20 protein-coding genes are annotated in these 19600 nt (G+C 68.5%); 15 read left to right on the top strand and 5 right to left on the bottom strand.

Annotation, left to right across the window (positions count from 1 at the left end; translation table 11 throughout):
- Window positions 1-31: 31 nt before the first annotated feature.
- The 3 genes from AC6LJ9_RS16460 to AC6LJ9_RS16450 form a co-directional block, all read right to left on the bottom strand.
- The gene (locus AC6LJ9_RS16460) at window positions 32-1198 is read right to left on the bottom strand and encodes an ABC transporter substrate-binding protein (protein ID WP_498148390.1); all 1167 of its coding nucleotides are present in this window, start codon (window positions 1196-1198) and stop codon (window positions 32-34) included.
- A 68-nt stretch (window positions 1199-1266) separates the two neighbouring features.
- Window positions 1267-1767, bottom strand: a complete 501-nt coding sequence (locus AC6LJ9_RS16455; protein ID WP_498148389.1) for a flavin reductase family protein — start codon at window positions 1765-1767, stop codon at window positions 1267-1269.
- A gap of 26 nt (window positions 1768-1793) precedes the next feature.
- The gene (locus AC6LJ9_RS16450; protein WP_498148388.1) at window positions 1794-2807 is read right to left on the bottom strand and encodes an LLM class flavin-dependent oxidoreductase; all 1014 of its coding nucleotides are present in this window, start codon (window positions 2805-2807) and stop codon (window positions 1794-1796) included.
- Window positions 2808-2884: 77 nt separating this feature from the next.
- On the opposite strand from AC6LJ9_RS16450, the gene AC6LJ9_RS16445 reads away from it, so the two are divergent.
- The 6 genes from AC6LJ9_RS16445 to secF all read left to right on the top strand — a co-directional run bounded on the left by AC6LJ9_RS16445 (window position 2885) and on the right by secF (window position 9640).
- Window positions 2885-3694, top strand: a complete 810-nt coding sequence (locus AC6LJ9_RS16445) for an IclR family transcriptional regulator (protein ID WP_498148387.1) — start codon at window positions 2885-2887, stop codon at window positions 3692-3694.
- Between the two features lie 203 nt (window positions 3695-3897).
- On the top strand, window positions 3898-4962 hold the full coding sequence (queA, locus tag AC6LJ9_RS16440; protein WP_498148386.1) for a tRNA preQ1(34) S-adenosylmethionine ribosyltransferase-isomerase QueA: 1065 nt from the start codon (window positions 3898-3900) through the stop codon (window positions 4960-4962).
- Complete coding sequence (tgt, locus tag AC6LJ9_RS16435) at window positions 4959-6095, top strand: tRNA guanosine(34) transglycosylase Tgt (RefSeq protein WP_498148385.1); 1137 nt, start codon at window positions 4959-4961, stop codon at window positions 6093-6095. Before queA ends, tgt begins: the two co-directional genes overlap by 4 nt.
- Window positions 6096-6321: 226 nt before the next feature.
- A complete protein-coding gene (gene yajC, locus AC6LJ9_RS16430; protein WP_212318562.1) occupies window positions 6322-6666 on the top strand; it encodes a preprotein translocase subunit YajC in 345 nt (114 codons plus the stop codon).
- Window positions 6667-6772: 106 nt separating this feature from the next.
- Window positions 6773-8653: a protein translocase subunit SecD gene (secD, locus tag AC6LJ9_RS16425; protein ID WP_212318560.1), complete on the top strand. Its 1881-nt coding sequence runs from the start codon at window positions 6773-6775 to the stop codon at window positions 8651-8653.
- 51 nt (window positions 8654-8704) lie between these two features.
- Window positions 8705-9640 carry a protein translocase subunit SecF gene (gene secF, locus AC6LJ9_RS16420; protein ID WP_498148384.1) on the top strand — a complete coding sequence of 312 codons (936 nt, stop codon included), beginning with the start codon at window positions 8705-8707 and terminating at the stop codon, window positions 9638-9640.
- Between the two features lie 47 nt (window positions 9641-9687).
- Here the strand turns inward: secF and AC6LJ9_RS16415 are convergent, their stop codons facing one another.
- On the bottom strand, window positions 9688-10338 hold the full coding sequence (locus AC6LJ9_RS16415) for an imm11 family protein (RefSeq protein WP_498148383.1): 651 nt from the start codon (window positions 10336-10338) through the stop codon (window positions 9688-9690).
- Between the two features lie 322 nt (window positions 10339-10660).
- Here AC6LJ9_RS16415 and AC6LJ9_RS16410 point away from each other — a divergent pair, with 322 nt between their 5' ends.
- The 4 genes from AC6LJ9_RS16410 (at window position 10661) to AC6LJ9_RS16395 (ending at window position 12878) form a co-directional block, all read left to right on the top strand.
- Window positions 10661-10969 (top strand): type II toxin-antitoxin system RelE/ParE family toxin, encoded by a 309-nt coding sequence (locus AC6LJ9_RS16410; RefSeq protein WP_498148382.1) that lies wholly within the window; start codon window positions 10661-10663, stop codon window positions 10967-10969.
- Between the two features lie 55 nt (window positions 10970-11024).
- Window positions 11025-11336 (top strand): helix-turn-helix domain-containing protein, encoded by a 312-nt coding sequence (locus tag AC6LJ9_RS16405; protein ID WP_498148381.1) that lies wholly within the window; start codon window positions 11025-11027, stop codon window positions 11334-11336.
- 85 nt (window positions 11337-11421) lie between these two features.
- Complete coding sequence (locus AC6LJ9_RS16400; protein ID WP_498148380.1) at window positions 11422-12099, top strand: VOC family protein; 678 nt, start codon at window positions 11422-11424, stop codon at window positions 12097-12099.
- Between the two features lie 71 nt (window positions 12100-12170).
- Window positions 12171-12878 (top strand): alanyl-tRNA editing protein, encoded by a 708-nt coding sequence (locus AC6LJ9_RS16395; RefSeq protein WP_498148379.1) that lies wholly within the window; start codon window positions 12171-12173, stop codon window positions 12876-12878.
- A 59-nt stretch (window positions 12879-12937) separates the two neighbouring features.
- Here the strand turns inward: AC6LJ9_RS16395 and AC6LJ9_RS16390 are convergent, their stop codons facing one another.
- Window positions 12938-13696 carry a phosphatase PAP2 family protein gene (locus AC6LJ9_RS16390; RefSeq protein ID WP_498148378.1) on the bottom strand — a complete coding sequence of 253 codons (759 nt, stop codon included), beginning with the start codon at window positions 13694-13696 and terminating at the stop codon, window positions 12938-12940.
- A 166-nt stretch (window positions 13697-13862) separates the two neighbouring features.
- On the opposite strand from AC6LJ9_RS16390, the gene miaB reads away from it, so the two are divergent.
- The 5 genes from miaB (at window position 13863) to lnt (ending at window position 19514) form a co-directional block, all read left to right on the top strand.
- A complete protein-coding gene (gene miaB, locus AC6LJ9_RS16385; RefSeq protein ID WP_212318537.1) occupies window positions 13863-15299 on the top strand; it encodes a tRNA (N6-isopentenyl adenosine(37)-C2)-methylthiotransferase MiaB in 1437 nt (478 codons plus the stop codon).
- The gene (locus AC6LJ9_RS16380; RefSeq protein WP_212318533.1) at window positions 15296-16321 is read left to right on the top strand and encodes a PhoH family protein; all 1026 of its coding nucleotides are present in this window, start codon (window positions 15296-15298) and stop codon (window positions 16319-16321) included. The genes miaB and AC6LJ9_RS16380 overlap by 4 nt, the downstream gene beginning before the upstream one ends.
- Entirely contained in the window at window positions 16311-16784 is a 474-nt protein-coding gene (gene ybeY / locus AC6LJ9_RS16375; protein ID WP_392409146.1) for an rRNA maturation RNase YbeY, read from the top strand. Before AC6LJ9_RS16380 ends, ybeY begins: the two co-directional genes overlap by 11 nt.
- 208 nt (window positions 16785-16992) lie before the next feature.
- A complete protein-coding gene (locus tag AC6LJ9_RS16370; RefSeq protein WP_212320423.1) occupies window positions 16993-17883 on the top strand; it encodes a CorC family transporter in 891 nt (296 codons plus the stop codon).
- Window positions 17880-19514, top strand: coding sequence for an apolipoprotein N-acyltransferase (gene lnt / locus AC6LJ9_RS16365; RefSeq protein WP_498148377.1), 1635 nt, complete (start codon window positions 17880-17882; stop codon window positions 19512-19514). The genes AC6LJ9_RS16370 and lnt overlap by 4 nt, the downstream gene beginning before the upstream one ends.
- The last annotated feature ends 86 nt before the right edge of the window (window positions 19515-19600 follow it).

Raw genomic sequence — 19600 nt, 5'->3', positions numbered from 1 at the left:
CGCCGGCTGGTCGCCGGCCGCCCTCCTTCCTCTACTCCACCCGCCACTTGCCGCCCGCAACCGTCGCCATGACCAGAGCGCGCTCGTCCAGGCCGTTGTGGTCGGCCGGGCTCATATTGACCACGCCGGTGGCCGTGGGCAGGTTTTTCACATTTTCCAGCGCGTCGCGCAGCGCCGCGCGGAATTCGGGCGTGCCCGGCTTGGCCGCCTTCAGCGCCACGGGCACGGCCTGTTGCAGCAACAGCCCCACGTCCCAGGTGTAAGCGGCGAACAGGGACACGCTGCCCGCGCCATGAACGGCCTCGTACTTGGCGGCGAAGGACTGGGCGCTGGCCTTGACCGGATGGCTGTCGGGCAGCAGGCCGGCCACCATCACCGGCCCCACCGGCACCCAGGCGCCTTCGCAGGCCGCGCCGCATACGCGCAGGAAGTCGTTGTTGGCCACGCCGTGGTTGAAATAGATCTTGCCCTGGTAGCCGCGCTCGCGCAGCGCCCGGGCCGGCATCGCGGCCGGCGTGCCGGACGCCCCCACCACCACCGCGTCCGGCGCCGCCCCAACCAGCTTGAGGGTCTGCGCCACGGCCGAGGTGTCCGTGGGCGCGAAGCTCTCCTTGCCCACCAGCTCGATGCCGTGCTTCTTGGCCGCCTTCTCGACTTCCACCCAGAAAGTCTCGCCCAGCGCATTGTTGAAGCCGATGAACGCCAGTTTCTTCACGCCCTGGGCGGCGGCATGGCGCGCGATGCCCTCGGCCATCAGCGAATCGGAATGCGGCGTCTTGAACACCCAGCGCCGCTTGTCGTCCATCGGCTCAATCAACCGGGCCGAGGACGCCAGCGTGATCACCGGGGTGGCGCCCGCGGCCACCGTGTCCAGCATCGCCATCGTATTGGGCGTGGTGCTGGAGCCGATGATCAGGTCGACCTTGTTCTCGGAGATCAGCTTGTGCGAATTGCTGACGGCGCGGGTCGGATCCGAGGCGTCGTCCAGCACCACGTATTCGACCTTCGCTCCGCCGATCTCGGCGGGCAACAGGCTCACGGTGTTGCGTTCGGGAATGCCCAGCGAGGCCTGCGGCCCGGTGGCGGACAAGGTGGCGCCGATCTTCACTTGCGCCTGCACGGGCGCGGCGCCCCCGGCAAGCAGGCCGGCCGTCAGCGCGAGCATCAGGGCGGCGTTCAGGGTGCAACGTGGGCTCATACGCGATCTCCTTTGGGGTCGGGGGCCTTGTTTTCGGGATGTGCCGGCCCCCTGCGGCGGGTAAGGGTTCAGGCGGGCACGCCTCCGTGCGTCGAGAACGCGCCGTTGCAGAACACCAGCGCGCCGGCCTCGTCGTCGTACAGGTGCAGGCGCAGGACCTCGCCGATCAGGATGGCGTGGTCGCCGGCGTCCAGCACCTGGCGGGTGGCGCATTCGAAGCGCGCCACGCAGTCGTCGAATACCGGCAGGCCGTCATGGGCCGGATACCAGTCCAGCCCGGCGTAGCGGTCCTCGGCCGTCTGCGCGAACGCCCGCGCCAGATGGCGATGGCTGGCGCCCAGCACATGCACCGCGAAGGCCGGCCGGGCGACGAACTCGGCATGCAGCAGGCTGGCGCGGCGCAGGCTCCACAGCACCAGCGGCGGATCCAGCGAGACCGAGGCGAAGGAATTCACGGTCATGCCGATCGGCCCCTGCGCGCCCGCGGCGGTCACCACCGTGACGCCGGTGGCGTAGCGGCCCAGCGCCTGGCGCATGCGGGCCGGGCTCAGATCCAGGCAGTCGCTCATCGGACGCTCCGTGGCTGGCCGCCGGCTCAGGCGGGTTGGGCGACGGCTGACGCCACGCCGGACAGCGGCATGGCCTCTTCCATCAGGCCGCGCATGGAATCGAGCACCAGGTCCTGGGACAGCAGGCCGAAGTTGTGCAGGCTCATGACGTGGTCCAGGCCCATGTCCGCCAGCCGCGCCAGCTTGTCGGCCACCGTGCGCGGCGAACCGAACAGCGACAGGCCGCTGGCGATGATGTCGGCGTAGACCTGCTTGCGCGCGTACAAGCGCGTATCCACGTACAGATCGAAGGCGCTGGCGGCGCGCTCGCGCGCCAGCGCGTCGGTCTGGGCGACATGGGTATGCAGCGCCACCGCCGCCATGCCGGACGCGTCCTCGATGCCCGCCTCGGCCAGCCCGCGCCGGTAGTCCTGCATCATCAGGCCGATTTCCTCGAAGCTGTCCACCGCCGCGTAGGGCACGAACAGCATGCGGCGCCCCTGGCGGCCCACGTGATAGGCGGCCTCGCGGCGCAGGATGGCCACGTAGACCGGCACCGGCTGCTGCACCGGCTGCACATTGATCTGCACGCCGCGGATGGTGTTGTGGCGGCTTTCGTGCGTGACGCGCTCGCCGGCCAGCAGGCGCTCGACCAGCATCAGGTTCTCGTCGAAGCGCTCGCGCTTGATGGCGGGATCGACGTCGTAGCCCTCGAATTCATGCTTCAGATAGCCCGAGCCCACGCCCAGCGACAGCCTTCCTTGCGAAAGCTGGTCCACCAGGGCATAGTTTTCCGCCACCGTCAGCGGGTTGTGGAAGGTCAGGATGGAAATCGCCGTGCCCAGGCGCAGCCGGCGCGTCTGCTGCGACAGCGCCGCCAGGAACACGGCCGGATTGGGCACGGCGCCATATTCATGGAAGTGGTGCTCGGCCACCCAGAACGTGTCGTAGCCCAGGCGCTCGGCCTGGCGCGCCTGTTCCAGCACCTGGCCGTAGAGCTGCCCCAGGCTGCGCGGCGCCGAGGGGTAATGGTCCTGGACCGAGAAAATGGACATCTTCATGTTTGTCTCCGGATTGTCCGCCGTGACCGGCTGATGTATTTTTTAGTGATACGCGTATTCTAATAAGAGACATCCACATGTCAACAGACAGCAGCACCGGCATCCAGTCCGCGGAAATCGCGCTGGACGTCCTGACCCGCCTGGCCGAGCTGGGCGGCGCGCAATCCGTGTCCGAACTGGGCCGCAGCCTGGACATGCCGCGCGCCAAGGTCCATCGCTACCTGGTCTCGCTGGAACGGCGCGGCTATGTCGAACAGGACCCCGCCAGCGCCCGCTACCGCCTGGGCCCGCAGGCGCTGCACACCGGGCTGGCCGCCCTGGCCGAGGTCGATTTCGTCAAGCTGGCGGCGGACGGCCTGGACGCGCTGAGCGGCGCCATCGGCCAGACCGTGTTCATCTCCATCTGGGGCCAGCACGGCCCCACCATCGTGCAGTGGCGCGACGCGCGCCTGCCCGTGACCGTGAACGTGCGGGTCGGCTCGGTGCTGCCCCTGCTCAACAGCGCCACCGGCCGGGTCTATGCCGCCTGGCTGCCCGAGGACCTGGCCCTGCCCCGCGCCCTGGCCGAGTGGGACGCGCAGCTGCGCCAGGGCGCCGACGCATCCTGGCTGCTGGACGCGGCCAAGCCGCCGGCCGATCCCGCCGCGGCGCTGCGCGCGCACTGGCACGCCACGCGCGAACGCGGCTACGCCACGGTCAGCGGCCATCTGCTGCACGGCATCGATTCGGTCAGCGTGCCGGTACGCGACGCCCAGGGCGGCCTGGCGGGCGCGCTCACCAGCCTGGGGCTGCACGGCGGCTTCGACCTGTCGCCCGACGGCGCCCCGGTGCGCGGGCTGCTGGCCGCCGCCGCCGACTGCTCGCGCCGGCTGGGCTGGCAGGCCTGACGGACGGGCCTGACCGGCGCCCACGACCGGCACGCCTGACAGGCGGCCCGGCAGCGGGCGCAGCCCGCCGGCCGGCCTGCCTTTACAATAGCGAGTTGCCTCAGGCCTGCCCGGTACGACCCGGCCGGCCTTCCCGGCCGATTCCATGACGAACGGCCCCGCCGGCGGCCCGCGCCGCCCGGCCTCTCCTGCCAGATGCCCGCGTGACCCGATCTCTCACCGTTTCCGACTTCGACTACGAGCTGCCGCCCGAGCTCATCGCCCAGACGCCCGCCGCCGAACGCACCGGCAGCCGGCTGCTGCACCTGGATGGCGCCAGCCAGCTGCATGACCGGCGCTTCGCCGACCTGGCCGGCCTGCTGCGGCCTGGCGACCTGCTGGTCTTCAACGACACCCGCGTCATCAAGGCCCGGCTGAACGGCCACAAGACCACCGGCGGCAAGGTCGAGGTGCTGGTCGAGCGCATCACCGAGCCCGACCGCGCCCTGGCCCACGTGCGCGCCAGCAAATCGCCCGGCCCCGGCATGGGACTGCGCCTGGCCGACGCCTTCGACGCCGTGGTGCTGGGCCGCGAGGGCGAGCTGTTCGACATCCGCTTTTCCGGTCCGGTGCTGGACCTGCTGGACGCCCACGGCGCCACGCCGCTGCCGCCCTACATCACGCACGAGGCCGACGCCGGCGACGACGCCCGCTACCAGACGGTGTACGCGCGCGAACCGGGCGCCGTCGCGGCGCCCACCGCCGGCCTGCACTTCGACCAGGCCACGCTGGGCCAGCTGGACGCCCTGGGCGTGGAACGCGCCTTCGTCACGCTGCATGTGGGCGCGGGCACCTTCCAGCCGGTGCGGGTCGACAGGCTGGAAGACCACATCATGCACGCCGAATGGTTCACCGTGCCGCAGGCCACCGTGGACGCCATCGCCGCCGCTCGCGCGCGCGGCGGCCGCGTGATCGCCGTCGGCACCACCAGCGTGCGCGCCCTGGAATCGGCCGCCGCGCAGACCGCCGCCACGGCGGCCCCCGGCATGCCGCTGGCCGCCGCCCAGGGCGACACGCGCCTGTTCATCACGCCGGGTTACCAGTACCGCGTGGTCGACGCCCTGGTCACCAACTTCCACCTGCCCCAGTCGACCCTGCTGATGCTGGTGTCGGCGCTGGCCGGCGTTGAGCCGATCCGCCGCGCCTACGCCCACGCGGTGGCCCAGCGCTACCGCTTCTTCAGCTACGGCGACGCCATGTTCATCGAATCCCCAGCACAACAACCATGACCGGACTGAACTTCGAACTGCTCGCCACCGACGGCGGCGCCCGCCGCGGCCGCATCACGCTGAACCACGGCGTGGTCGAGACGCCCATCTTCATGCCCGTGGGCACCTACGGCAGCGTCAAAGCCATGCTGCCGCACGAGCTCAAGGAAATCGGCTCGCAGATCGTGCTGGGCAACACCTTCCACCTGTGGCTGCGCCCGGGCACGGAAGTCATGGAAAAGCATGGCGGCCTGCACGGCTTCATGCAGTGGGACAAACCCATCCTCACCGACTCGGGCGGCTTCCAGGTGTTCAGCCTGCAAGGCATGCGCAAGATCACCGAGGAAGGCGTCAAGTTCGCCTCGCCGATCGATGGCGCGCGCCTGTTCCTGACGCCCGAGGAATCGATGCGCATCCAGCGCTCGCTGAACTCGGACATCGTGATGGTGTTCGACGAATGCACGCCCTACGAGATCGACGGCCGTCCGGCCACGGTCGAGGAAGCGGCCCGCTCGATGCGTATGTCGCTGCGCTGGGCGCGGCGCTCGCGCGACGAGTTCGACCGCCTGGGCAATCCCAACGCGCTGTTCGGCATCGTTCAGGGCGGCATGTACGAATCGCTGCGCGACGAGTCGCTGGCCGGGCTGCAGGATATTGGTTTCCACGGCTACGCCATCGGCGGCCTGTCGGTGGGCGAGCCCAAGGAAGACATGATGCGCATCCTGGCGCACGTCACGCCCAAGCTGCCGGCGCAGGCGCCGCGCTACCTGATGGGCGTGGGCACGCCGGAAGACCTGGTCGAGGGCGTGTCGCGGGGCGTGGACATGTTCGACTGCGTCATGCCGACGCGCAATGCGCGCAACGGCTGGCTGTTCACCCGTTTCGGCGACGTCAAGATCCGCAACGCCAAGCACCGCGACGACACCCGTCCGCTGGACCCCAGCTGCGCCTGCCACACCTGCTCGAATTTCTCGCGCGCCTACCTGCATCATCTTCAGCGCGCCAACGAGATCACCGGCGCGCGCCTGAATACGCTGCACAACCTGCACTTCTATTTGACTATCATGAAGGAAATGCGCGAGGCGATCGCCGAAGGCCGCTTCGACGCCTGGCGCGCCCAGTTCGCCGCCGACCGCGCCCGCGGCGTGGACTAGCGTCCGCCCAAGCCGCAGGCCGCCTCTCATGGAAAACCCGGAATCCCGCCCTGCCCGGCGGGCCGGGGGCAGCCTGCGACACGGGAGCGCGCGCAGAACCTAGATACAATAGTCGGCTTGCCCTGTCCAAGGCTCGCGCGGGGACAGCGCATGCGGCGCAGCCTCGAAGCGCGCCGGCAACCAAGAACTCAACAAACCCTAAAGACCAAACACGCAGGAGAATTCCATGTCCGCTATCGATACCGCCAGCCTCGTCATGGCCCAGGCCGCAGCGCCCGAGGGCGGCGCGCTCATGGGCATGCTGCCCATCATTCTGATGTTCGTGATCCTCTATTTCCTGATGATCCGTCCCCAGATGAAGCGCCAGAAAGAGCACCGCAATCTGATCGCCGCCCTGGCCAAGGGCGACGAAGTCGTCACCGCCGGCGGCATGCTGGGCAAGGTCACCAAGGTCAACGACAGCTACGTCACCGTCGAAGTCTCGGAACTGGCCGAAAAGCCCGTCGAAGTCATCATGCAGAAGTCGTCGGTCTCGGCCGTGCTGCCCAAGGGAACCATCAAGGCCCTGTAAGAGTCACATGGTGCTGCGCCGGGCCGGCAGGTCCGGCCGCCACGCCAGACTCCGCCCGGCGCCCGCGCCGGGCGGACCCTTTCACCCTGACATGAAGTAGCCGGCAATGAACCGCTATCCCCTCTGGAAATACATAACGGTCCTGGTGGCGGTCGTCATAGGCCTGCTGTATACGCTTCCCAATTTCTACGGCGAATCGCCTGCCGTCCAGGTTTCCAGCGCCAAGGCCACCGTCAAGGTCGAGCCCGCCATGCTGAGCCGGGTCGAGCAGATCCTGACCGACGCCAAGATCCCCAACGAAGGGGTCTATTTCGAACAGAACGGCACGCTCGGCACCGTGCGCGCCCGCTTCACCTCGACCGACCTGCAGTTGCAGGCGCGCGACCTGATCGACAAATCCCTGAACACCGTCTCCGGCGACCCGCAGTACACCGTGGCGCTGAACCTGCTGCCCGCCTCGCCGCCCTGGATGCGCGCGCTGGGCTGGTTCGCCCCCAAGCCCATGTACCTGGGCCTGGACCTGCGCGGCGGCGTGCACTTCCTGCTGCAGGTGGACATGCAGGGCGCCCTGACCGCCCGCTATGACTCGCTGGCCGCCGACGTGCGCTCCGTGCTGCGCGACCAGAAGGTCAACGTGGCCGGCGTGGAACGCTCCGGCATGGGCGTGGCCGCCACCTTCAACGACACGCAGGACCGCGACCGCGCCATCTCAACGCTGCGCAGCCGCCTGCCCGACCTGGAATTCACCGAGCGCGAGGAAAACGGCAAGCAGCTGCTGATCGGCGCCCTGAACCCGGCCGCCGTCACCCGCGTGCAGGATTCCGCGCTCAAGCAGAACATCAACACCCTGCACAACCGCATCAACGAGCTGGGCGTGGCCGAACCGGTCATCCAGCAGCAGGGCAACGACCGCATCGTGGTGCAGCTGCCCGGCGTGCAGGACGTGGCCAAGGCCAAGGAACTGCTGGGCCGCACCGCCACCCTCGAAATCCGCATGGTCGACGATTCCCCCGCCGCGCAGGCCGCGCTGCTGGGCGGTTCCGTGCCGTTCGGCCTGGAACGCTACAACGACCGCGACGGCCGTGGCATCCTGGTCCGCCGTCAGGTCATCCTGACCGGCGAGAACCTGCAGGACGCCCAGCCGGGCCGCGACTCGCAGACCCAGCAGGCCGCCGTGCACCTGACGCTGGACGCCAAGGGCGCCCGCATCTTCCGCGATGTCACCCGCGACAACGTCAACAAGCGCATGGCCATCCTGCTGTTCGAGAACGGCAAGGGCGAAGTGGTCACCGCGCCGGTCATCCGTGGCGAGATCGCCGGCGGCCAGGTACAGATCTCGGGCAGCATGTCGTCCGAGGAAGCAGCCGACACCGCCCTGCTGCTGCGCGCAGGCGCGCTGGCCGCGCCGATGTCCATCATCGAGGAACGCACCATCGGCCCGAGCCTGGGCGCCGACAACATCGCCAAGGGCTTCTACTCGACGCTGTACGGCTTCCTGGCGATCGCCGCGTTCATCATCCTGTACTACCACCTGTTCGGCGTGTTCTCGACCATCGGCCTGACGTTCAACGTGCTGCTGCTGCTGGCCCTCTTGTCCATGCTGCAGGCCACGCTGACCCTGCCGGGCATCGCGGCCATCGCGCTGACGCTGGGCATGGCGATCGACTCGAACGTGCTGATCAACGAGCGCATACGGGAAGAGCTGCGCGCCGGCGCCAGTCCGCAACAGGCCATCCACCATGGCTTCGAGCGCGCGTGGGGCACCATCCTGGACTCCAACCTGACCACCCTGATCGTGGGCCTGGCGCTGCTGGCCTTCGGCTCGGGTCCGATCCGGGGCTTCGCCGTGGTGCACTGCCTGGGCATCCTGACCTCGATGTTCTCGTCGGTCGTGGGCGTGCGCGCGCTGGCCAACCTCTGGTACGGCCGCAAGAAGAAGCTCACCTCGATCTCCATCGGCGAGGTCTGGAAACCCAAGACGAACTGAACAGCGCGGGCGGCCCCGACCACCCGCCACAGATAGAGCCCAAGGCCAACCATGGAATTTTTCCGGATCCACCGCACCATCCCGTTCATGCGCCACGCGCTGGTGCTGAACGTCATCAGCCTCGTCACCTTCGTGGCGGCTGTCTTCTTCATCCTCACGCGCGGCTTCCACCTGTCGATCGAATTCACCGGCGGCACGGTCATGGAAGTCAGCTACGCCCAGACCGCGCAGCTGGAAAGCGTGCGCGGCGTCGTCTCCAAGCTCGGCTACACCGACTTCCAGGTGCAGAACTTCGGCACCTCGCACGACGTGATGATCCGCCTGCCCCTGCAGGAAGGCCAGACCTCGGCCACGCAGAGCGAAACCGTCATGTCCGCGCTCAAGGCGGCCGACGCCGGCGTCGAGCTGCGCCGGGTCGAGTTCGTCGGCCCGCAGGTCGGCCAGGAACTGCTGCACAACGGCCTCATGGCCCTGCTGGTCGTGGTGCTGGGCATCGTGATCTACCTGGGCTTCCGCTTCGAATGGAAGTTCGCCGTCGCCGGCGTGATCGCCAACCTGCACGACGTGGTGATCATCCTGGGCTTCTTCGCCTTCTTCCAGTGGGAATTCTCGCTCTCGGTGCTGGCCGGCGTGCTGGCGGTGCTGGGCTACTCGGTGAACGAATCCGTGGTCATCATGGACCGGATCCGCGAGAACTTCCGCAAGTACCGCAAGGCGGACGTGCACGAAGTCATCAACAGCGCCATCACCCAGACCATCTCGCGGACCATCATCACCCACGGTTCCACGCAGATGATGGTGCTGGCCATGCTGTTCTTCGGCGGCCCCACCCTGCACTACTTCGCCATGGCCCTGACCATCGGCATCTGGTTCGGCATCTACTCGTCGGTGTTCGTCGCCGCCGCGCTGGCCATGTGGATGGGCGTCAAGCGCGAAGACCTGGTCAAGCCGGTCAAGAAGGAAGGCGAGGAAGGCGAAGTCGCCTGATCGCGCCGTCCGTCCGCATAAGAACCCGCCCTCGTGGCGGGTTTTTTTTAGAGCTCCGCCACGTCACGCAGCCGGACACCGTCCAACTTCGCCGCAACCAGGGCATCGGACATCACCCGGTCGCAGACAGGAGAAGCCCCCAAGCGCTCCTGGCGAAAGATGTGGGCATTTGCCACGGCGTCTGCCTTGAAGATCAGACTCGCTCCACCCACCACGCTGTACAGCTTGACGTCCTGGCCAGTCTGGTGATCGTGGTCAAGCTTGATCTTCACCCGCGATCGGGCTTCGTCCAGGGCATTCAGCGTGCGCAGCACATTGCAGAGGTAGTAACGGGGACCGGGGGAGCCGTCGGCAAGGGTGAAGTCGCATGAGACGAATGCGAATGCTTCGGGGTCTACACGCAGGAATACCTGTCTGACTGCCTCGGAGACAACCCAGATGCCCGCCAGCACTTCAAAATCGCGCGGCAGCCCCCCTTTCTCCGGCATGTGCACCAGATGTGGCCGCTCGGGGTACTGATCGGATTCGCCAGTCGGTCGCTCGACAATATTCATGCCCGGGTGGATCAGTGCGTCTTCGTTCGCAAACTCCAGCCCTGAAACCTCGCCATTGCCCCTGAGGCCTGGATCAACGAGAAAGAACCTGCCCTTGTAGGACTCGGTCCCAGCTGAAACGGGAATGCCGGCCTGCTCGTTCATGGGTTTCCAACATGGATACGGAGTGAAAAGGTTCCCGTGGGTGGGCTGATCGTAGCAGGGCTACATCATCTGGAGTGATCCCCGCATTTTAAGACGGGAGCCCTGCGGCAAGACGGGCGAGCGCGCGGCGAGACTCTTTGAGCGCCCCACCGACACGCCAGGGAAGATGGCAACTGAAGCACGGCGCCTGCATGGCAAGAGCGCCATGAGCAGGCTGCGCCTGTCCCTTCGGCTTGTACGGATAGCCCGGCCGCCAATACAGGGAATACCTTGCGATATCGAAATTCTTCCTCTTGATTTCTATATCTGAACAGGTATATTGATGGAAATTGACCTACCCAAACCGCTGTACTGGACAGGAAGCGCCAAGAAGGATTTCAAGGCATTCCCGCTTGCAGTCCAAAGGAACATGGGCGTGTGGCTCTACGTCGTGCAGCTGGGCCGCATGCCCTACGCCGCCAAACCGTGGAAAGGGTTGGGGCCGGGCGTCCACGAACTCGTGGACGACCACCTCGGCAACGCGTATCGCGCCGTCTATGTGGTGCGCCTGGGCGATGCCGTGCATGTGCTGCACGCGTTCCGAAGCAGTCCAAGACAGGTACTGCCACGCCCAAGCCCGAGATCGCGCTGATCGAAAGGCGCCTGAAGCAGGTCCTGGCCTCGTATACATCCAACCGGAGCAAACCATGACATCCCATACCGGCACCGCCAACGTCCTGTTCGACCTGGGATTCGAAGACGCGGCCGACCTGAGCGCCAAGGTCCAGCTGGCGGTCAAGATCAACGACCTGATCGACCGGCGCGGCCTGACCCAGGTGGAAACGTCCGCCTTGACCGGCATGTCCCAGCCCAAGGTCTCGCAGATCCGCCGCTACAAGCTGCTGAACATCTCGCTGGAACGGCTCATGCTGGCCCTGGTTGCCCTGGACCAGCGCGTGGAAATCCGGGTCCGCCACGCACGCCGCTCCGACCCTGCCGGAATCTGCGTCATCGCCTGACGGGCGCTTGCGCCGCCACTGTACCGCCGCGCGCCGCCCCGCTGTACCGGGCCGAACCCCGCCCGCATTCGCTACCATAGCCCCCATGAAACTCGTCATCGATCACATCGTCGTCGCCGCCCCGGACCTGGACAGCGGCGCCCGCCATGTCGCCAGCCTGCTGGGCGTGGAGCCCGCGCGCGGCGGCGCGCATCCCCGCATGGGCACGCACAACCGGGTGCTGGGCATGGCGGGCGGCATGTACCTGGAAGTCATCGCCATCGATCCCGATGCCGCCCCGCCGGAGCGACCGCGCTGGTTCGGCCTGGACGAGCCGGCCATGCGCGAACGGCTGCGCGGCGGTCCGTTCCTGGCGCACTGGGCGGCGCGCGTCGCGCTGCCGGACGACCTGAGTGCGTGGCAGGCCCGTCACCCCGAGCGCATCGCGCCCGCCATTCCCATGACCCGCGGCGAATTGCGCTGGCGCCTCACCGTGCCGGACGACGGCAGCCTGCCCGCCTGGCGCGAGGCGGGCCAGAGCGCCGGCGACGGCCTGCTGCCCACGCTGATCCAGTGGGACGTGCCGGCCCATCCCGGCGTCAGCCTGCCGGACAGCGGCCTGACGCTGCTGCGCCTGAGCGGCAGCCACCCGCGCGCGGCGCTGCTGCGCCAAGGGCTGGACTGGCTGGGCGCGGACGGCCTGATCGACATCGAGCAGGCCGACGGCCCGCCGCGCCTGAGCGCGAGCTTCACCACCGCCAGCGGCGCAAGAACGCTGGCCTGAGGCGGCCCGCGCGCGGCCCCGCAGGGCTGCCCGCCAGCCGGCCCGGCCCCATCACAAACCGAGGAGCCCCCATGACTCATACCCGCAAGCGGTTCGACGAAGACCCCTACCTGGCCCGCTGCGACGCCACCGTGATCGCCATCCACCCGGAAGGCATCGAGCTTGACGAGACGGTCTGCTATGCGCGCAGCGGCGGACAGGCCGGCGACACCGGCCTGGTGACGCTATCTGACGGCCGCACGCTGGCCTTGACGGACACCGTCTACGCCGACGACCGCCGGCGCATCCTGCACGTACTGGAAGAGGGCCCAACGCCTCGGGTCGGCGACCGCGTCGCCGTGGAGCTGGACTGGCCACGCCGGCATCGACTGATGCGCCTGCACACCTGTCTGCACCTGCTGGGCGCGCTGGTGCCGGCGCCCGTGACCGGCTGCAGCATTTCCCCCGATTCGGCGCGCATCGATTTCGACCTGCCGGAGTCCACGCTCGACAAGGACGATCTGACCGCCCGCCTGAACGCGCTGATCGAGGCCGGCACGCCCGTCACCGTCAACAGCATCTCGCCCGAGGAACTGGCGGCGCAGCCCGACCTGGTGCGCACCATCGGCGCGGCGCCGCCCGCCGCCGAACGCATCCGCATCATCGAGATCCCGGGCGTGGACCGCCAGCCCTGTGGCGGCACCCATGTCGCCAACACCGGCGAGATCGGCCCGGTGGCGGTGGTCAAGATCGAAAAGAAGAGCCGCAGCAACCGGCGCGTGGCGATCCAGTTCCGCTGACGCGCCCGCCCGCTGCCACGCGCTCATCCAGCCCGCGACGGCGGGCTGGGTCAGGCGGTTCAGCCGCGCCGCCACCACCGCCACGGCATGCGCAGCGGCCATTGGTACTTGCTGCCCAGCACGCGCGGCGCCAGCCAGTGCGCCACGGCGAAGGCGATGCCGGCGGCGGTCATCACGTCGGACAGGTAGTGGTCCAGGTTGACCAGGCGGCTGACGGCGACCAGCGCGGCCAGCGACAGGAAGGCCCAGCGCCAGCGCGGCGCCAGGATGCCCAGCACCACGGCCACGGAAAACGCCGCGTAGGTGTGGCTGGACGGAAAGGAATTGAACAGCTGCGCGCGCGAGAAGGCCTCGCCCATGCCGTAAATGCCCTTCTCGAAATACAGCTCGGGCCAGGCGCGCGCCACGCCGCGCTTCAGCAGCAACACCACCAGGCCGCCCACGGCCATGGTGGACAGCAGCAGCAGGCTGCCGCGCGTCATGCTCTCGTAGCGCATGCGCAGCGGATTGGGCCAGCCGCGAGCGGCGCCCAGCAGTCCGACGATATAGAACGCCAGGCCAACAACCACATACTTGCCGCTGTCGCCCAGGTAGCCGATCCAGGCAAAGGCCGTGTCGACGCCAGGACTCACATGCCCGCGCAGCCAGGTGGCCAGCGGCAGATCGAGCCACAGCGCGCTGGCGCCCGCCAACAGGGCCAGGACCACGCCCGCCGCCAGCCAGCGAGGCGACGAAAACGGGCTGCGCATCGAATCGTATGCCGTTTGCCGCGCGGCGGCGGAAACGGCGGCGGGCGGCGGTAGCGGATTGGAAGTCATGCGCGCCCTGCTGAAACGAGAAACATTATTGGAATGGCCGTTTTTGGAGAGCGCCTATCGTAACGGCGGCGGGCCGCGGCTCCAAGAAGCAATTGGGCGCAAGAGGTAAAATTCCCGGTTTCTCCCACAGCAGCCCCCGGGATCTACACCCGTCACGGCGACCATCATGCAAGAAACCACCCTCAAGCGCGCGGACGCCGCGCACGACGGCGCCAATGCCGCCATCCCGCCCGCCCCCGTTGCCGGCGCTCCCCGCAAGCTCTATATCCGCACTTTCGGCTGCCAGATGAACGAGTACGACTCGGACAAGATGGCCGACGTGCTGCGCGGCGACCAGGAACTGGAACTGACGGAAAATCCGGAAGAAGCCGACGTCATCCTGTTCAACACCTGTTCGGTGCGCGAGAAGGCCCAGGAAAAGGTCTTTTCCGACCTGGGCCGCGTGCAGCACCTGAAGAAGCTCAACCCCAATCTGGTGATCGGCGTGGGCGGCTGCGTGGCCAGCCAGGAAGGCGAGGCCATCGTCAAACGCGCGCCTTACGTGGACGTGGTGTTCGGCCCGCAGACGCTGCACCGCCTGCCCGACCTGATCGAGCGCCGCCGCGCCGAGGGCCGCTCGCAGGTGGACATCAGCTTCCCGGAAATCGAGAAATTCGACGCCATGCCGCCGCCGCGCGTGGACGGCGCCACCGCCTTCGTCTCCATCATGGAAGGCTGTAGCAAGTATTGCAGCTTCTGCGTGGTGCCCTACACGCGCGGCGAGGAAGTCTCGCGCCCGTTCGACGACGTGCTGATGGAAGTGGCCGACCTGGCCGACCAGGGCGTCAAGGAAGTGACGCTGCTGGGCCAGAACGTCAACGCCTACCGCGGCGCCATGGGCGACAGCGGCGAGATCGCCGACTTCGCCATGCTGCTGGAGTACGTCCACGAGATCCCCGGCATCGAGCGCATCCGCTACACCACCTCGCACCCCAAGGAAATGACCCAGCGCATGATGGACGCCTACGCGCGCCTGCCCAAGCTGGTGTCCTTCCTGCACCTGCCGGTGCAGGCCGGCAGCGACCGCGTGCTGGCCGCCATGAAGCGCGGCTACACCACGCTGGAGTTCAAGTCCGTGGTGCGCCGCCTGCGCGCCGCCCGGCCGAACCTGACGCTGTCGTCCGACTTCATCGTCGGCTTCCCCGGCGAGACCGAGGAAGACTTCGAAAAGACCATGAAGCTGATCGAGGACGTGGGCTTCGACACGTCCTTCTCCTTTGTCTACTCGCGCCGTCCCGGCACGCCGGCGGCCGACCTGAGCGACGACACGCCGCAGGACGTCAAGCTGCGCAGGCTGCAGCGCCTGCAGGCGCTGATCAACGAGCAGGCCGCCGCCATCGCCCGCGGCATGATCGGCACGCGCCAGCGCCTGCTGGTGGAAGGCCCGTCGCGGCGCGATCCCAACGAACTCATGGGCCGCACCGAGAACAACCGCATCGTCAATTTCGCCGCGCCCGCGCGGCTCATCGGCCAGATGGTCGACGTCATCATCACCGACGCGCACACCAATTCGCTGCGCGCCCGGGTCGCCGACGTGGACCGCGACGCCCAAGGGACCGAATGACCCAAGCCCGCTCACGCGCCCGGCGCAGCATGCCCACCGTCGTCAACCTGGACGGCGACAACACCCACCTGGCCAATCTCTGCGGCCCCCTGGACGAAAACCTGAGGCAGCTGGCCGACGGCATGAGCGTCAAGCTCTCGCGCCGGGGCAGCCGCGTCACCATCGAGGGCGAAGCCGCCGAGCTGGCCGGCCGCGTCCTGCGCCGCTTCCACGAACAGGCCGTGCACCGCGCCCTGACGGTGGACGACATCCAGCTGGGCCTGGTGGAAATCGGCGTCGGCCGCCAGGACGAGAAGCTGCGCGAGGAACCGGCGCAGGAGGCCGCCGAGCTGCCATCGCTGGACGATGAAAGCGACGGCATCGCGCTACGCACCCGCCGCAGCGACCTGCGCCCGCGCACCGCGCGCCAGCGCGACTACCTGAACAACATCCTCAAGCACGACATCACCTTCGGCGTGGGCCCGGCCGGCACCGGCAAGACCTGGCTGGCCGTGGCCTGCGCCATCGACGCCATGGAGCGTGACACGGTGCAGCGGCTGGTGCTGACCCGCCCCGCCGTCGAGGCTGGCGAGCGCCTGGGCTTCCTGCCCGGCGACCTGGCCCAGAAGGTGGATCCGTACCTGCGCCCGCTGTACGACGCGCTCTACGACCTGATGGGCTTCGACAAGGTGCAGCGCCTGTTCGAGAAGCAGACCATCGAGATCGCGCCGCTGGCCTACATGCGCGGCCGCACGCTGAACCACGCCTTCATCATCCTGGACGAGGCCCAGAACACCACGCCCGAGCAGATGAAGATGTTCCTGACACGCATCGGCTTCGGCAGCAAGGCGGTCATCACCGGCGATCCGTCGCAGGTCGACCTGCCGCGCGGCCAGGACAGCGGCCTGGCCCACGCGGTCAAGGTACTGCACGACGTGCAGGGCATCGCCACCACCCGCTTCACCAGCCGCGACGTCGTGCGCCACCCGCTGGTGGCCCGCATCGTGGACGCCTACGACCGTGCCGCAGAACATGACGCCTGACCTGTCCCTTTCCGTCCAGTACGCGGCCGACGAGCCGCGCCTGCCGCGCTGGCGCCTGCGCCGCTGGGCCGAGCGCGCGCTGGCGGCGGCTGCCGAAGACGGCCTGGTCGACTTCAGCGCCGCCGAACTGAGCCTGCGCCTGGTCGGCGCGGCCGAAGGCAAGCGCCTGAACCGCGATTTCCGTGGCCGCGACTACGCCACCAACGTGCTGACCTTCGAATACGGGGTCGACCCGCTGGGCGTGGCCCGGGGCGATATCGTGATCTGCGTGCCGGTGCTGGCGCGCGAGGCGCGCGAGCAGCGCAAGGACTTCCTGCACCACGCCGCCCACCTGACCCTGCACGGCGTGCTGCACGCGCTCGGCTACGACCACGTCAAGGCCCGCGACGCCAAGCGCATGGAAGCGCTGGAAACCGCCACGCTGGCGGGCATGGGCATCATGGATCCCTACCAGGCGGACTGACGCCCGCCCCGCCCGTCGCCCGCACCGCCTACCGCCCGCGCCGGATCCTCCCGGCCGGGCGTCTACGGGTCAACCCTGAAATATCGCTGCAAATAAACGCTGACACGGCGCAGATGACGTGGATTCGCCCCATTTTGGGCCGCGCCGTTACAAGTTGGCATCGACTTTCGGTTATGCTGGGCCTTCCCTAACTTGTCCATCCCGGACGATGTCTGACCCTTATCCTGCTCCCGACGCGACGCCTGCTCGCACCGCAAAACCCGCAACCAAATCCCTGATGGACCGCCTGCTTTCCCTCGTGCGCCGAGAGCCCGAGGACCGCGAAGGCATCAAGGCCGTCCTGGAAGCCGCCCACGAACGCGCCCTGCTGGACGCCGAGTCGTACCAGATGATCCGGGGCGCGCTGGCCGTGTCCGAGGGCATCGTGGCCGACATCATGGTGCCGCGCTCGCGCATGGACCTGCTGGACGTCACCCAGCCCATCCCGTACCTGGTCGCCTCGGTCATCGAGACCGCCCACTCGCGCTTTCCCGTCTACGAAGGCGACCGCGACAACATCATCGGCATCCTGCTGGCCAAGGACCTGCTGCGCTGCATGCTGGAACCCGGCATCGAGGTGCGCTCGCTGGTCCGCCCGGCGGTCTTCATTCCCGAATCCAAGCGCCTGAACGTGCTGCTGCGTGAATTCCGCGTCAGCCGCAACCACCAGGCCATCGTCATCGACGAACACGGCGGCATCTCCGGCCTGGTCACCATGGAAGACGTGCTGGAGCAGATCGTCGGCGACATCGAGGACGAATTCGACGAGACCGAGGAAGATTCCATCTTCCCCGAGGGCGAGAACCAGTGGCGCGTGCGCGCGGCCACCGAGATCTCGCACTTCAACGACGTGTTCGGCAGCAAGCTGCCGGACGACGAATACGACAGCGTCGGCGGCTGGATGGGCGGCCGCCTGGGCCGCATCCCGCGCCGCGGCGACCACGCCGAAATCGACGGACTGCGCATCGAGGTCGCCCGCGGCGATGCCCGCCGCGCCCTCTGGCTGCGCGTGCGACGCCTGGCCGGGTCTCCCTCCTCCGCCAATCCCGCCGACGCATGAGCCCCACCCCGCGCGGCCGACTCCTGCGCGGCGCGGCCGGCCTGACACTGGCCGGCGCGGCGCACGCCCTGACATTCGCTCCCGGCCCGCTGCCCGGTTGGGCCCTGGCCATCACCCAGGTGCTGGCGCTGGCCGTGGCCGCGCGCGTGACGTTGTATGCGCCGTCGGCGCGCCTATCCTGGGCGCGCGGCTGGCTGTTCAGCTTCGCCACCTACGCGCTGGGCCTGTACTGGATCTTCATCAGCCTGCACCGCTACGGCGAACTGGCGGCGCCGCTGGCGGCGGCCGCCGTGCTGCTGCTGTCGGCCTTCCTGGCCATCTTCCCTGCATCGGCCTGCGCGCTGGCGCGCCGCTACGCGCCGCTGGCACCGGACTCGCGGCCCGCCCGCGCGCTGACGGGCGCGCTGACGGGCGCGCTGACCTGGGCCGCCCTGTGGGCCGGCTTCGAATGGGTGCGCGCGGTGCTGTTCACCGGCTTCCCCTGGCTGAATATCGGCTATGCCCATGTAGACAGCCCGCTGGCCGGCTGGGCGCCGCTGCTGGGCGTGCACGGCATGGCCTTCCTGGCGGCCTTCGCCGCGGCGGCCATCGCCACGCTGTGGCAACCCTCGCGCAAGACCCCGCTGGACGGCCGGCGCGCGCTGGCCGCCGGTCTCGCGCTGGCGCTGGCTGCAGCCGGCTGGCTGCTGGCCCGCATCGACTGGTCGCGTCCTTTCGGCGAGCCGCTGAACGTGCGCCTGATCCAGGGCAACATCGAACAGTCTCAGAAATTCGATCCCGCGCTGCTGGACCAGAGCCTGCGCCGCCATCTGGAACTGGCGGCGCTGCCGCCCATGCCGGGCGAACCGGCGCCGCAGCTGACCATCCTGCCCGAAACCGTGATGCCGGTGTTCCAGAACCAGCTCGACCCGCGCGTCTGGGAAGCCTGGCGCGCCATCGCCGCGCGGCAGAACAGCGTCATCGCCATGGGCTCGCCGCTGCTGGACGTAGTGGGTGGACGCGAACGCTACACCAACAGCGTGATCGGCTTCGACGGCGCCACGCCGGTCGAGCAGTTGCTCGCCGGCTCGACCGCCATGCGCTACGACAAGCGCCACCTGGTGCCCTGGGGTGAATACGTGCCACCGGGCTTCCACTGGTTCGTCGACATGCTCAACATCCCGCTGGGCGACTTCGACCGTGGCGCTGAGCGGCAGACGCCCTTCGCCGTGGGCGGCCAGCACGTGGCCTTCAACATCTGCTACGAAGACCTGTTCGGTCCGGACCTGCTGCCGGCGTTGCAGTCCGGCCCGCAGGGCGAACCCGGCGCGACCATCCTGGTGAACGTCAGCAACCTGGGCTGGTTCGGCGATTCCTGGGCGCTGCGCCAGCATCTGCAGATCGGCCGGCTGCGCACCATCGAGACGGCGCGCCCCATGCTGACCGCCACCAACACCGGCATCACCGCCGCGATCGACGCCAAGGGCCATGTCGCCGCGCAACTGGCACCGATGCAGCCGGGCGTGCTGCCCGTCAGCGTGCAGGGCATGGCCGGCCTCACGCCCTACGCCCGCTTCGGCGACAAGCTCGCGCTGGCGTTGGTGGGCGTGGTGCTGATTGGCGCGCTGGGCGCGACGCGCAAGCGCGGCTGAAGCCGCGCCCGGTTCGCCGTTCCGCATTCGTCGTCGCAAAAGCCTGCCCGGATCCTGCTTCGCAGGATCCGGGACCTTTCCAGCGT

It is taken from the genome of Achromobacter sp. 1011811831 (assembly GCF_059760905.1).
The sequence above is the reverse complement of the archived record's forward strand: the minus strand, read 5'-3'. Positions and strand labels throughout refer to the sequence as shown.

Bases quoted from the DNA above. Each gene is read 5' to 3' on its own strand.
- AC6LJ9_RS16460 (WP_498148390.1), bottom strand. From the start codon at position 1,198: ATGAGCCCACGTTGCACCCTGAACGCCGCCCTGATGCTCGCGCTGACG.
- AC6LJ9_RS16455 (WP_498148389.1), bottom strand. From the start codon at position 1,767: ATGAGCGACTGCCTGGATCTGAGCCCGGCCCGCATGCGCCAGGCGCTG.
- AC6LJ9_RS16450 (WP_498148388.1), bottom strand. From the start codon at position 2,807: ATGAAGATGTCCATTTTCTCGGTCCAGGACCATTACCCCTCGGCGCCG.
- AC6LJ9_RS16445 (WP_498148387.1), top strand. From the start codon at position 2,885: ATGTCAACAGACAGCAGCACCGGCATCCAGTCCGCGGAAATCGCGCTG.
- tgt (WP_498148385.1), top strand. From the start codon at position 4,959: ATGACCGGACTGAACTTCGAACTGCTCGCCACCGACGGCGGCGCCCGC.
- yajC (WP_212318562.1), top strand. From the start codon at position 6,322: ATGTCCGCTATCGATACCGCCAGCCTCGTCATGGCCCAGGCCGCAGCG.
- secD (WP_212318560.1), top strand. From the start codon at position 6,773: ATGAACCGCTATCCCCTCTGGAAATACATAACGGTCCTGGTGGCGGTC.
- secF (WP_498148384.1), top strand. From the start codon at position 8,705: ATGGAATTTTTCCGGATCCACCGCACCATCCCGTTCATGCGCCACGCG.
- AC6LJ9_RS16415 (WP_498148383.1), bottom strand. From the start codon at position 10,338: ATGAACGAGCAGGCCGGCATTCCCGTTTCAGCTGGGACCGAGTCCTAC.
- AC6LJ9_RS16410 (WP_498148382.1), top strand. From the start codon at position 10,661: ATGGAAATTGACCTACCCAAACCGCTGTACTGGACAGGAAGCGCCAAG.
- AC6LJ9_RS16405 (WP_498148381.1), top strand. From the start codon at position 11,025: ATGACATCCCATACCGGCACCGCCAACGTCCTGTTCGACCTGGGATTC.
- AC6LJ9_RS16400 (WP_498148380.1), top strand. From the start codon at position 11,422: ATGAAACTCGTCATCGATCACATCGTCGTCGCCGCCCCGGACCTGGAC.
- AC6LJ9_RS16395 (WP_498148379.1), top strand. From the start codon at position 12,171: ATGACTCATACCCGCAAGCGGTTCGACGAAGACCCCTACCTGGCCCGC.
- AC6LJ9_RS16390 (WP_498148378.1), bottom strand. From the start codon at position 13,696: ATGACTTCCAATCCGCTACCGCCGCCCGCCGCCGTTTCCGCCGCCGCG.
- miaB (WP_212318537.1), top strand. From the start codon at position 13,863: ATGCAAGAAACCACCCTCAAGCGCGCGGACGCCGCGCACGACGGCGCC.
- AC6LJ9_RS16380 (WP_212318533.1), top strand. From the start codon at position 15,296: ATGACCCAAGCCCGCTCACGCGCCCGGCGCAGCATGCCCACCGTCGTC.
- ybeY (WP_392409146.1), top strand. From the start codon at position 16,311: ATGACGCCTGACCTGTCCCTTTCCGTCCAGTACGCGGCCGACGAGCCG.
- AC6LJ9_RS16370 (WP_212320423.1), top strand. From the start codon at position 16,993: ATGTCTGACCCTTATCCTGCTCCCGACGCGACGCCTGCTCGCACCGCA.
- lnt (WP_498148377.1), top strand. From the start codon at position 17,880: ATGAGCCCCACCCCGCGCGGCCGACTCCTGCGCGGCGCGGCCGGCCTG.